The sequence below is a fragment of the Dysosmobacter sp. genome (assembly GCF_034093755.1).
In the GTDB taxonomy this organism is placed as follows: Bacteria; Bacillota; Clostridia; order Oscillospirales; family Oscillospiraceae; genus Oscillibacter.
This window is the reverse complement of the sequence record NZ_JAXEBZ010000074.1, coordinates 1-11942: the sequence shown is the minus strand read 5'-3', so window position 1 is coordinate 11942 and position 11942 is coordinate 1. Positions and strand designations below refer to the sequence as shown.

Genomic DNA, 11942 nt, shown 5'->3' with positions numbered 1-11942 from the left:
CGATTGGCGGCCCCAACGGGGCCGGGAATCGTAATGCCGCGACGGTGTTGGGGAATCTAAAGGGGGGGGGAAAGCGGCGAAGCGCCGCCAGCGGCGGATGAAGCGAGCCGCTTTCGAGGAAGTGCCGCGATTGGCGGCCCCAACGGGGCCGGGAATCGCATTGGCACGACGGTGCGGGCAGTCCCCTCTTTACTCCGCGAACCAGCGGCCCGTGGCGCCGCAGGGCAGGGCCAGGCCCGTCTCCGTCACCGGCAGACCCAGCTCGTCCCAGGTGCAGCGGCCGCCGTATCTGGAGGCCACCAGCAGGTTCAGCAGATACCCCAGCACCGAGGGGGCCAGCCCCGTGGTGTAGGAGTTGATGATGACGAACAGGGGCTTGTCCGACAGCACCCCGGCGCACAGCTTCACAAAGGGGTACAGGTTCTCCTCCAGCTTCCACACCTCGCCGGAGGGGCCGCGGCCGTAGGAGGGCGGGTCCATGATGATGGCGTCATAGGTGCGGCCCCGGCGGATCTCCCGCTCCACGAACTTGGCGCAGTCGTCCACAATCCAGCGGATGGGGGCGTCGCTGAGACCCGACAGCCGGGCGTTCTCCCGGCCCCAGGCCACCATGCCCTTCGCCGCGTCCACGTGGCACACGGAGGCTCCCGCCCTGGCGCAGGCCACCGTGGCGCCGCCGGTATAGGCGAACAGGTTCAGCACCCGGATGGGCCGGCCGGCGGTGCGGATTTTCTCCATGGCAAAGTCCCAGTTCACCGCCTGCTCCGGAAACAGCCCCGTGTGCTTGAAGTTCATGGGCTTCACCTGGAACGTCAGCTCCCCGTAGTGCATCTCCCAGCTCTCCGGCAGCCTTTTCTTCTCCCAGTGGCCGCCGCCGGTCTGGGACCGGAGGTAGCGGGCGTCGGCCTTCCGCCAGCCGGGATGTTTGTGGGGCGTCTCCCAGATGGCCTGGGGGTCCGGCCGCACCAGATACTGCTTGTTCCAGCGCTCCACCTTCTCCCCGCCGCCGCAGTCCAGCAGCTCATAGTCCTGCCACTTATCCGCAATCCACATCTGCAACCTCCGTGAAACCGGGACATGTCCCGTAGTCGATAGTAAATCAGTGTATTATACCGCAGAATCTGCCCTTTCGTCAACCGATTGCCCGGAAATGTTCCGCCGGAAACGGAAAAAACGCAGGGACCGCCGCCGCAGCAGTCCCTGCGTTTTCAGTTTTACAGCGAGGCCGCCGCGGCCTTCTCCCGGTGGGCCGCGCCTCCGGCGGACGGGTGCTCCTTCCGGAAGCCCTCCGCCGGCTCCGGCGCACCGGAGCCGCTCCGGCCGTTCTCCCCCACCGGCAGCCGCTCCCGGGCCACCGCCAGCATCAGCTTGATGCGGTTCTCCTGGTTCACCCGGGTGGCGCTGGGGTCATAGTCAATGGGGGTGATGTTGGACTGGGGGTACAGCTCCCGGATTTTGTTCACCATGCCCTTGCCGCAGATGTGGTTGGGCAGGCACCCGAAGGGCTGGGCGCAGATGATGTTCTCATATCCGGACTGCACCAGCTCCAGCATCTCGGCGGTGAGAAGCCAGCCCTCGCCCATTTTGTTGCCCATGCCGATGATGCCCTCCGGCAGTTTGCACAGCTCCGCAAACGGCAGCGGTGCGTGGAAGCCGTTGTCCTTCAGGGCGGCGATGATCACCTTCTCCATCCGGGCGATGTAGGCCAGCACCCAGTCGGACACGTGCTTTTCAAAAAAGCTGCCGCCGTAGAGACGGGCGGTCTCGGAGGGGTTGTAGGCGCAGTACTGCACGAAGCCCATCAGCCCCGGCAGGTTCACCTCGCAGTCCTGCTCCGCCAGGAATTTTTCCAGGTCATTGTTGCCCAGGGGGGAGTACTTCACGTAGATCTCCCCCACCACGCCCACCTTCACCTTGGGGACCCGGTGGACAGGGACGGCGGCAAACTCCGCCGCGATCCGGGGCATCAGGGCGGTCATCTCCCGGTGGGAGTAGCCCTTTCCGGCGCGGATGTCATCACAGATGCGGTCCAGCCACTTCTCCTGGAGGGCCGACGCCGCGCCCTTTTCCAGCTCGTAGGGGGCAGTCTGGGCCTTCAGCGCCACCAGCAGGTCGCCGTAGTAAATGGCGGCCAGCAGCATCCGCAGTGTCTTGAGATCCAGGGCCAGGCTGCTGTCCTTCTCCAGGCCGGAGAAGTTCAGGCTCAGCACGGGAATCTGGCCGTAGCCCGCCTTCTGCAGCGCCTTGCGCAGCAGGAAGATGTAGTTGGAGGCCCGGCAGCCGCCGCCGGTCTGGGTGATGATGAGGGCGGTGTGGTCCAGGTCGTACTTTCCGGAGTTCAGGGCGTCCAGGAACTGGCCGATCACCAGCAGGGCGGGGTAGCAGGTGTCATTGTGGACGTATTTCAGTCCCTGCTCCGCCACCTGGCTGCCGCAGTTGCCCAGCAGCTCCACCGTGTAGCCGTTGTACTCCATGGCCGCCGCCAGAATCCGGAACTGCACCGGGGCCATGTTGGGAATCAGAATCTTATGGGTCTTTTTCATATCCGGCGTAAAGCGCGGATAATTGGTTTCCATGAATTACGCCTCCTTGTTGTCGCTGCTGTCCTCCCGCTCGTCCAGGGCGGCCAGCAGGCTCCGCAGCCGGATGCGCACCGCGCCCAGATTGGTGATCTCGTCGATCTTCAGCTGGGTGTACAGCTTGCCGCCCCGCTGCAGAATCTCCCGGGTCTCGTCGGTGGTGATGGCGTCCACGCCGCAGCCGAAGCTCACCAGCTGCACCAGGTCCATGTCCGGCTGGTCACAGCAGTATCTGGCGGCGGCGTACAGCCGGGCGTGATAGGTCCACTGGTTCAGCACCGTGGTGGGGAATCTGTCCACCAGATGGGACACGGAGTCCTCCGTCACCACCGCGGCGCCCAGCTGGGTGATCAGGGCGTCGATGCCGTGGTTCACCTCCGGGTCCACGTGGTAGGGCCGGCCTGCCAGCACGATGATGCGGCGGCCCTCCTGCCGGGCTTTGCGGATGATATTGGCGCCCTCTTCCCGGATCTGGTCCATATGGCGGCCGTACTCGGCGTAGGCCGCGTCCGCCGCCGCCTGCACCTCCTTCCTGGAGATGCCGTCGAAGTACTTGCCCAGGATGGCGTGCATCTTGACCGTGAAATCCTTGGGCCGGTGGATGCCCACGTAATCGTAAATGAACCGGGTTTCGGCCAGCTCCGGGCAGTTGCCCGCCAGCACCTCCGGATAGTAGGCCACCACCGGGCAGTTGTAGTGGTTCTGGCCCTTCCCCTCGTCGATGTTGTAGGTCATGCAGGGGTAGAAGATGGCGTCCAGCTTCAGTCTGGACAGGAAGTGGATGTGGCCGTGGGCCAGCTTCGCCGGGAAGCAGGCGGTGTCACTGGAGATGGTGCCCTGGCCCTGGAGATACAGCTCCCGGCTGGACAGGGGGCTGTGGTACACGGCAAAGCCCAGCTTCGTGAAGAAGGTGTACCAGAAGGGATACAGCTCCCAGAAGTTCAGGCACAGGGGCATGCCGATCTTCCCCCGCTTGCCGGGGACGGGCTTGTAGTCCAGAATCAGCTTCCGCTTGTACTCATACAGGTTCCGCTCGCCGCTGTCGGCCCGGCCGGTGACGGGCCGCTCGCAGCGGTTGCCGCTGATGAAGGTCCGGCCGTCGGCGAAGGTGTTCACCGTCAGCTGGCAGTTGTTGCCGCACCGGCCGCACAGCTCGCTGCGGGTCTCCTGCCGGAAGCCCAGCAGCTCCTCCGCCGTCAGCAAGGTGCTGACCTGGCCGGGCCTGGCGTGGGCGCGGCCGTACAGCGCCGCGCCGTAGGCGCCCATCAGGCCGGCGATGTCGGGGCGGATGACCTCCACCCCCATCTCCTTTTCAAAGGCCCGCAGCACCGCCTCGTTGTAGAAGGTGCCGCCCTGGACCACGATGTGGCGGCCCAGTTCCTCGGGAGAGGAGGCCCGGATCACCTTGTACAGCGCGTTTTTCACCACGCTGATGGAGAGGCCCGCGGAGATGTTCTCAATGGTGGCGCCGTCCTTCTGGGCCTGCTTCACGCTGGAGTTCATGAACACGGTGCAGCGGCTGCCCAGGTCCACGGGCCGGTCGGCAAACAATCCCAGCTTCGCGAAATCCTTCACGTCATAGCCCAGAGCCTGGGCGAAGGTCTGGAGGAAGCTGCCGCAGCCGGAGGAGCAGGCCTCGTTGAGGAAGATGTCGCTGATGGCGCCATCCTCGATCTTGAAGCACTTCATGTCCTGGCCGCCGATGTCGATGATGAAGTCCACCTCCGGCAGGAAGTACCGGGCGGCGGTGAAATGGGCCACCGTCTCCACCACGCCGAAGTCGGCGTGGAAGGCGTTTCTGGCCAGGTCCTCGCCGTAGCCGGTGGTGGTGACGCTGGCCACCCGCAGCTTCGGGTGTCCGGCGTACAGCATCTGCAGCACGCCCCGGATCAGAGGCACCGGGTTGCCCAGGTTGGAGCGGTAGTCCGTAAAGAGAATGGCGCCGTCCCCGTCCATCACCGCCACTTTCACGGTGGTGGAGCCGGAGTCGATGCCGATATGTACGGGCTTGTCATAGTCCTCCGGGAAATCCGCCCGGGGGACGGCAGCCCGGGCGTGCCGGGCGCAGAAGGCGTCATACTCCCCGCGGCTTTCAAACAGGGGCGGCTGGCTGCGGTAATCGCCGCCCACGCCCCGCTGCTGAATCCGGTCCGCTACCTCCGCCAGGTCAAACTCCCGGTCGGCGTACAGCGCCGCGCCCATGGCCACAAACAGCAGGCTGTTGTCCGGGCAGACGCCCCGGACGTTCAGCGTCCGGTCAAAGCTCTCCCGCAGGCACCGGGAGAAGGTCAGCGGCCCCCCCAGATACAGCACATTGCCCCGGATGGGCCGGCCCTGGGCCAGCCCCGCGATGGTCTGGTTCACCACCGCCTGATAGATGCTGGCGGCGATGTCCTCCACCTGGCCGCCCTGGTTGATCAGGGGCTGCACGTCGCTCTTGGCGAACACGCCGCAGCGGGAGGCGATGGTGTAGGTCTTTTTTGCCCGCAGCGCCGCCTTGTCCATCTCATCGGCGTCCAGCTTCAGCAGCGTGGCCATCTGGTCGATGAAGGCGCCGGTGCCGCCGGCGCAGCTGCCGTTCATCCGCACCTCCAGGCCGTTGGTGAGGAACAGAATCTTGGCGTCCTCGCCGCCCAGCTCAATCACCACGTCCATGCCGGGGGTCATGCGGTTGGCGGCCACCCGGGTGGCAAACACCTCCTGCACGAAGGGAATCCCCACGCTCTCCGCCATGCCCATGCCGGCGGAGCCGGAGATGGCCAGCCGCGCCCGGCCGCCGGGAACGTGCTCCCGGGCCATCAGCCGCAGCAGCTCCTCGCTCTTTTCCAGAATGTGGCTGTAATGCCGCTGGTAGGTGCTGTATAAAATTTGATCTTCGTCGTCCATCACCACGCATTTGATGGTGGTGGAGCCAACGTCCAATCCGACCTTCAAGGGATTTGCCTCCTTATCGAAAACCCTTCGGGGGGCCTCACGGCAGGCGAAACCACCCTACGTTACCCTGCATTTTACTCTTTTTCCACAAAAACTTCAATTCCGCTTTGTGGCTTCTGCCGTTAAGATTCCGTACAGATTTTCTTAACGGGCGTTGAATGGTTCTGTAAAAAAAGACGCTTTACTCTCTTTCCCCCGCTGGGCCGCCGTGGTATAATATTTCCGGAACACCGGTGCCCCTTCGGGCGCCGTCACACAGGAGGACCCCCTATGGACACCGTTTTGCTGCACTGCTGCTGCGCCCCCTGCTCCCTCAGCTGCATCGATCCCCTGCGGGAGGAGGGCATTGAGCCGGTGGCGTTCTGGTACAACCCCAACATTCACCCCTGGAAGGAATACCAGGCCCGGCGGGACTGTCTGCTGGAGTACGCCCCCACCATCGGCATGGAGGTGCGGGTGCAGGAGGACTACGGCCTGCGCCAGTTCGTCCGGCAGGTGGCGGAGGACATTGACCACCGCTGCGCCTACTGCTATGAGCACCGCATCGAAGGCACCGCCCGCTACGCCGCAGAGCACGGCTTTTCTGCCTTCACCACCACCCTCCTGGCCAGCCTCTATCAGGACCACGACGGCATCTGCCGGGCGGCGGAGCGGTACGCCCGGGAGTACGGCGTGGAGTTTCTGTACCGGGATTTCCGGCCCAATTTCCGGGCGGGAAACCAGCGGGCCCGGGAGCTGGGCTTCTACATGCAGAAATACTGCGGCTGCGTCTTTTCCGAGCAGGACCGCTATCAGAAGCAGATCAACCGGGACAAAATCCGGTTCACCGAAAACTGAATTTCAGACAGCAAAGCATCCCCGGAAACAGGCCGTTTCCGGGGATGCTTCTTTCGTTGGGTTCAGTTTTTCAGGCTGTGGAGGGGCGCCGGGATGCGGCCGCCCCGGGTGATGAACTCCGCGGAGGACTGGGGATGCACCGGCATCACCGGGGCGGAGCCCAGCAGGCCGCCCATCTCCACACTGTCCCCCACCACCTTTCCGGGGGCGGGAATCAGGCGGACGGCGGTGGTCTTGCAGTTCACCATGCCGATGGCCGCCTCGTCGGCGATGATGGCGGAGATGGTCTCGGCGGAGGTGTCGCCGGGGACGGCGATCATATCCAGGCCCACGGAGCAGACGCAGGTCATGGCCTCCAGCTTATCGAGGCACAGTACGCCGGACTGGGCGGCGGCGATCATGCCCTCGTCCTCCGACACGGGGATGAAGGCGCCGGACAGGCCGCCCACGGAGGAGGACGCCATGACGCCGCCCTTTTTCACCGCGTCATTCAGCAGCGCCAGCGCGGCGGTGGTGCCGTGGGTGCCGCAGACCTCCAGGCCCATCTCCTCCAGGATGCGGGCCACGGAGTCGCCTACCGCCGGGGTGGGAGCCAGAGACAGGTCCACGATGCCGAAGGGGGTGTCCAGGCGGCGGGAGGCCTCCTGGGCCACCAGCTGGCCCATGCGGGTCACCCGGAAGGCGGTCTTTTTGATGGTCTCAGCCACCACATCGAAGGGCTGGCCCTTCACGGCCTGGAGGGCGTGGTGCACCACGCCGGGGCCGGAGACGCCCACGTTGATGACCTTCTCCGCCTCGCCCACGCCGTGGAAGGCGCCGGCCATGAAGGGGTTGTCCTCCACGGCGTTGCAGAACACCACCAGCTTGGCGCAGCCCAGGCCGTCCTGATCGGCGGTGCGGGCGGCGGTCTCCTTGACGATGCGGCCCATGAGGGCCACGGCGTCCATGTTGATGCCCGCCTTGGTGGAGCCCACGTTGACGGAGGAGCAGACGAAGTCCGTGGAGGCCAGCGCCTCGGGGATGGAGCGGATCAGCTTCTCGTCCGCCCTGGTCATGCCCTTCTGCACCAGGGCGGAGTAGCCGCCGATGAAGTTGACGCCGCAGGTCTTGGCCGCCCGGTCCATGGTGACGGCGAAGGGCACGTAGTCCTCCGCGTCGCTGGCGCCGGCCACCAGGGCCATGGGCGTGACGGAAATCCGCTTGTTGACGATGGGGATGCCGAACTCCCGCTCAATGTCCTCGCCGGTTTTCACCAGCTTCTCGGCGTAGCGGGTGATCTTGTCATAGATCTTGTCGCAGGCCCGCTTGGGGTCCGGATCGCAGCAGGACAGCAGGGAGATGCCCATGGTGATGGTGCGGATGTCCAGGTGCTGCTGGTCGATCATCTCGATGGTGGAGAGAATGTCTTTCTGTGTCAGCATGGCGGCCTCCGTCTCAGATGCGGTGCATGGCGTTGAAGATCTCCTCCCGCTGGATGCGGATGGAGATGCCCATGGAGTCGCCCAGCTTTGCCAGCTCCTCCGCCAGGTCCGTCAGGGGCAGCTTCGCCTTTGCGATGTCCACCGCCATGACCATGGTGAATTTGCCCTGCAGAATGGTCTGGCTGATGTCCAGAATGTTGACCTCGTTCTGCGCCAGCAGCGTGCAGACGGCGGCAATGATGCCGACCCGGTCGTTTCCGATTACGGTTACGATTGCGTTCATCAGGTTGTCCTCCTTGGTGGGGCCGCCGCCTGTTCCCCGGCGGCGGCGTTGAATCTTTTGTATTGTATCACAGGGGTGCCGGGATGTAAACCGCCTTCAGCAGGGCAGCGTGGCCATGGCCGCCGCGCTGCAGGGGTCCAGGAAGGGCTGCCACACCGGCGGCAGCAGGCTGAACAGCACATACGCCAGGGCAAGCGCCAGACCCAGCAGCACCCAGAAGCCCCCCTTCACGGGCCTCTCCCGGACGGACAGGGCCGTTCCGGCGGCAGTCAGGGCCACCCAGGCCAGCAGATACGCCCCCCGGCCCGCCTGCAGGCCCGACAGCCCCCAGCAGGTCAGGAACAGCGTCAGGGCCGTCACCGCCGCGGCGGGCAGCAGCTCCGACGCCGTCTGCCGCACGCCGCCGCTCAGCCGGCCGGTGACCGGAATGGCGGCCAGCATGGGCCAGTAGGCCAGCTTGCCCAGCTCCCACGGCGCGCCGCTTTTCGGCAGGATGATTCCCGGCAGGGCGCTGTCCGCCCGCCCGTGGAGCAGCAGCAGCGCCAGACCCAGCAGCAGCGCCGTCAGACAGCGGACGGCGAAACGGTTGAACCGAACCTTCATTCTCCTCACCTCGTCCCCATCTTATGTGGGAGGCGGGGCGGGCAGAACCGGCGGCGGGCTTCCGTGTCCGGAATCCCCCGGCAGCAGAAAAGGCGTATGGGGAACCCATACGCCTTTTCCTGTTCGCTTACAGCTCGTCGAAGAACTTGGCGTGGATGGCCTTCACAGCCTTGTTCACGTCCTCCTCGTCCAGCAGGACGGAGACCCGGATCTCAGAGGTGTTCACCATCTGGATGTTGATGCCGGCCTCGTACAGCGCCTCGAACATCTTGGCGGCCACGCCGCAGTTGCTCATCAGGCCCGCGCCCACGATGGACACCTTGCCGATGCCGTCGTCGGTCTGGATGTGATCGAACTTCAGGGTGTCCCTGTGGTCCTCCAGAATGCGGACGGCCTCGTCCATGTCCTTGCGGTGGACGGTGAAGGTGATGTCCTTGCTGTCATCCCTCCCAATGGACTGGAGGATGACGTCCACGTTGATGTTGCTCTTGCTCAGCAGGTCAAAGACCTGGAAGGCGACGCCGGGGTTGTGCTGCAGGCCCACCAGGGCGACACAGGCGATGCTGGTATCCTTAGCCACGCCGGCAATGTTGGTTTTTTCCACTTTAGCGACCTCCTTGACGATAGTGCCCGGCTTCTTCACGATGCTGGAGAGCACTTCCAAATGTACATGAAATTTCTTGGCCAGCTCCACGCTGCGGTTGTGGAGGACCTGGGCGCCCTGAGACGCCAGCTCCAGCATCTCGTCGTAGCTGACCTCGTCCAGCTTCCGGGCGTTGGGAACGATGCGGGGGTCGGTGGTGTACACGCCGTCCACATCGGTGTAAATCTGGCAGCGGTCCGCCTTGAAGGCCGCCGCCAGCGCCACGGCGCTGGTATCGGAGCCGCCGCGGCCCAGGGTGGTGACGTCGCCGGCCCGGTCAATGCCCTGGAAGCCGGTGACGATGACGATATGGTGCTGGTCCAGTTCCGAGCGGACCCGCTCCGAGTCGATCTTACGGATGCGGGCGTCGGAATGGACGCCGGTGGAGTGGATGCCCACCTGCCAGGCCGTCAGGGAGACGCAGGGCAGGCCCATGGCCTCCAGGGCCATGGCGCACAGGGCCACGGAGATCTGCTCGCCGGTGGACAGCAGCATGTCCATCTCCCGCTTGGAGGCACGGGGATTGATCTCCTCCGCCTTGGCGATGAGATCGTCGGTGGTGTCGCCCTGGGCGGACAGCACCACGATGACGTCGTTGCCCTCCAGATAGGTCTCGGCAATGATGCCGGCCACCCGTTTGATGCATTGGGCGTCCTTCACGGAGGAGCCGCCGAATTTTTGTACAATCAAGCTCATGGTCGTTCCTTCTTCTCTATCTCAGATTGATCTTTCGTTCCCGCTCAGTTCATCACCCGCATGCAGGCCAGCACGTTCAGCATGGCCGACTGCTGTCTGGCGTCGGTGCCGCTGATGCGCTCCGTCAGGAAGGCGGTTTCGCCGTCCTCCGACAGCACCTCCACCTGGCCGAAGGCCATGGCGGCGTCGGTGAGGCTACCCTCAATGCGGAAGTAAAACCGGGTGTGCAGCTCGTCGGGGTCCACGAAGCCCTCGCCGTCGGCGCTCCACAGAGGCTCCTCCCGGCTGGCGGAGGTGGTCAGGGCCTCCATCACGTCGGAGACGCAGGCGGAGGCGGTGGGCAGCTCGCCGGCGCCCTTGCCGTAGAACATCACCTCGCCGGTGGCGTTGCCCCGGACCGCCACCGCGTTGAACACGTCCTCCACGTTGGCCATGGGGTGCTCCTCGGGGATCAGGTGGGGGGCCACATAGGCGGTGCAGCCGCCGCCGGGCATCCGGACGGTGCGGCCCAGCAGCTTGATGCGGTAGCCGGCCCGCTCGGCGATCTTCACGTCCCGCAGGGACAGCTTGGTGATGCCCTCCATGGGCACCTTCTCCGGCGGCACCTCATGGCCGAAGGCCAGGTCCGCCAGGATGCAGGTCTTGCGTCCGGCATCGATGCCCTGCACGTCCGCCGTGGGGTCCGCCTCGGCGTAGCCCTTGGCCTGGGCCTCCCGCAGGGCGTCGGTAAAGAAGGCGCCGGTGCGGACCATGCGGGTGAGGATGTAGTTGGTAGTGCCGTTGAGGATGCCGTAAATCTCCTCGATGCGGTTGGCCGCCAGGCACTCCCGGATGGGGTGCAGCACCGGAATGCCGCCGCCCACGCTGGCCTCAAACAGGTAGTGGACCTTTTTCCGGGCGGCCAGAGCCAGCAGCTCCGCGCCCTTTTCCGCCACCAGCTGCTTGTTGGCCGTCACCACGTGCTTGCCGGCCTCCAGGGCCCGCTTCGTGTACTCGTAGGCCGCCTCCACGCCGCCGATGGTCTCCACCACCACCCGGATCTCCGGGTCATTTTCGATGCGGCTGAAATCGTCGGTCATCAGCTGCCGGTAGGGGCCGTCCTTGAAGCGGCGCACCAGCACGCTTTTCACCTGCAGCGGCTCCCCCAGCTTCCGTTCGATCTGCCGGGCGTTGTCCGCCACCACCCTGGCCACGCCGGTACCCACCGTGCCCAGGCCCAAGATTGCGATTTTGATCATTCTCTCCGATCCTTTCCTCAGCCGGCCATGACCTCGAACTTCACCACGCCTTCCAGCGCGGAGGCCTCTGCCAGCAGGGTTTCCAGACTCTCCGCCATGTCGGAAGTCTCGGCGGAGATGGTCACCGCCGCGCAGCCGTTGGTGGGGATGCTCTGGTTAATGGTCAGGATGTTGGCGCCGGACTGGGCAAATACGCTCAGTACCCGGGACAGCACGCCGGTGTTGTCCTTCAGCATTCCGTAAAAGGTGATGATGTGCTCCGCCTTCATGTCATTGAAGGGCTGTACGGAATCCTTGTACTTGTAGAACGCGCTGCGGCTGATGCCTGCCAGCCGGGTGGCGGCGCCCACGGTGTCGGCCTCGCCGGTTTGCATCATGCGCTTTGCCTCCGCCACTTTGATGAAGATCTCCGGCAGTGCCTCCGCCGCAACGATATAATACTTGATCTCTTTGCCCAAATTGGTCCACCCCCTGTGGTCATTTGTCCTTGGATGTCGTTCATGGTAACACAAAAAACGGCCGCGTGCAACAAAATTTCCGCAATTTCTTTTGTGGGAAGAATGGAAATTCTTTGCCGCTTTCCTGTGTTAGCGTATACAAAATGACGAAACGGGAAAACGCGGAGGACGGGAGGGGCCCCATGGGGCCGGGCGGCCGGGAAAAAATCGGGGTCTGTCGCCCCCAGCCCCCCTCGCGCGGGTGCCAGTT

General features: G+C 64.8%; 10 protein-coding genes. 1 reads left to right on the top strand and 9 read right to left on the bottom strand.

Annotated elements, in window-relative coordinates:
• Positions 1-189: 189 nt before the first annotated feature.
• The 3 genes from SOX55_RS09895 to SOX55_RS09885 form a co-directional block, all read right to left on the bottom strand.
• The gene (locus SOX55_RS09895) at positions 190-1053 is read right to left on the bottom strand and encodes a class I SAM-dependent methyltransferase (protein WP_325287287.1); all 864 of its coding nucleotides are present in this window, start codon (positions 1051-1053) and stop codon (positions 190-192) included.
• A 161-nt stretch (positions 1054-1214) separates the two neighbouring features.
• Entirely contained in the window at positions 1215-2576 is a 1362-nt protein-coding gene (locus tag SOX55_RS09890) for a 2-hydroxyglutaryl-CoA dehydratase (RefSeq protein WP_325287286.1), read from the bottom strand.
• A gap of 3 nt (positions 2577-2579) precedes the next feature.
• Complete coding sequence (locus tag SOX55_RS09885; RefSeq protein WP_325287285.1) at positions 2580-5513, bottom strand: acyl-CoA dehydratase activase; 2934 nt, start codon at positions 5511-5513, stop codon at positions 2580-2582.
• A gap of 270 nt (positions 5514-5783) precedes the next feature.
• Between SOX55_RS09885 and SOX55_RS09880 the strand changes: the two genes are divergently transcribed.
• Entirely contained in the window at positions 5784-6350 is a 567-nt protein-coding gene (locus SOX55_RS09880; RefSeq protein WP_325287284.1) for an epoxyqueuosine reductase QueH, read from the top strand.
• Positions 6351-6412: 62 nt separating this feature from the next.
• Here the strand turns inward: SOX55_RS09880 and SOX55_RS09875 are convergent, their stop codons facing one another.
• From SOX55_RS09875 to SOX55_RS09850, 6 genes are all read right to left on the bottom strand, one after another.
• Positions 6413-7771 carry a PFL family protein gene (locus SOX55_RS09875; RefSeq protein WP_325287283.1) on the bottom strand — a complete coding sequence of 453 codons (1359 nt, stop codon included), beginning with the start codon at positions 7769-7771 and terminating at the stop codon, positions 6413-6415.
• A gap of 13 nt (positions 7772-7784) precedes the next feature.
• A complete protein-coding gene (locus SOX55_RS09870; RefSeq protein WP_325287282.1) occupies positions 7785-8054 on the bottom strand; it encodes an ACT domain-containing protein in 270 nt (89 codons plus the stop codon).
• Positions 8055-8150: 96 nt separating this feature from the next.
• Positions 8151-8657, bottom strand: coding sequence for a hypothetical protein (locus SOX55_RS09865; RefSeq protein WP_325287281.1), 507 nt, complete (start codon positions 8655-8657; stop codon positions 8151-8153).
• Between the two features lie 127 nt (positions 8658-8784).
• A complete protein-coding gene (locus SOX55_RS09860) occupies positions 8785-9996 on the bottom strand; it encodes an aspartate kinase (protein ID WP_325287280.1) in 1212 nt (403 codons plus the stop codon).
• Positions 9997-10040: 44 nt separating this feature from the next.
• The gene (locus SOX55_RS09855) at positions 10041-11234 is read right to left on the bottom strand and encodes a homoserine dehydrogenase (RefSeq protein ID WP_325287279.1); all 1194 of its coding nucleotides are present in this window, start codon (positions 11232-11234) and stop codon (positions 10041-10043) included.
• Positions 11235-11251: 17 nt separating this feature from the next.
• A complete protein-coding gene (locus SOX55_RS09850) occupies positions 11252-11692 on the bottom strand; it encodes an ACT domain-containing protein (RefSeq protein WP_325287278.1) in 441 nt (146 codons plus the stop codon).
• Between the last annotated feature and the right edge of the window lie 250 nt (positions 11693-11942).

Bases quoted from the DNA above. Each gene is read 5' to 3' on its own strand.
- SOX55_RS09860 (WP_325287280.1), bottom strand. From the start codon at position 9,996: ATGAGCTTGATTGTACAAAAATTCGGCGGCTCCTCCGTGAAGGACGCC.
- SOX55_RS09855 (WP_325287279.1), bottom strand. From the start codon at position 11,234: ATGATCAAAATCGCAATCTTGGGCCTGGGCACGGTGGGTACCGGCGTG.
- SOX55_RS09895 (WP_325287287.1), bottom strand. From the start codon at position 1,053: ATGTGGATTGCGGATAAGTGGCAGGACTATGAGCTGCTGGACTGCGGC.
- SOX55_RS09875 (WP_325287283.1), bottom strand. From the start codon at position 7,771: ATGCTGACACAGAAAGACATTCTCTCCACCATCGAGATGATCGACCAG.
- SOX55_RS09865 (WP_325287281.1), bottom strand. From the start codon at position 8,657: ATGAAGGTTCGGTTCAACCGTTTCGCCGTCCGCTGTCTGACGGCGCTG.
- SOX55_RS09890 (WP_325287286.1), bottom strand. From the start codon at position 2,576: ATGGAAACCAATTATCCGCGCTTTACGCCGGATATGAAAAAGACCCAT.
- SOX55_RS09870 (WP_325287282.1), bottom strand. From the start codon at position 8,054: ATGAACGCAATCGTAACCGTAATCGGAAACGACCGGGTCGGCATCATT.
- SOX55_RS09880 (WP_325287284.1), top strand. From the start codon at position 5,784: ATGGACACCGTTTTGCTGCACTGCTGCTGCGCCCCCTGCTCCCTCAGC.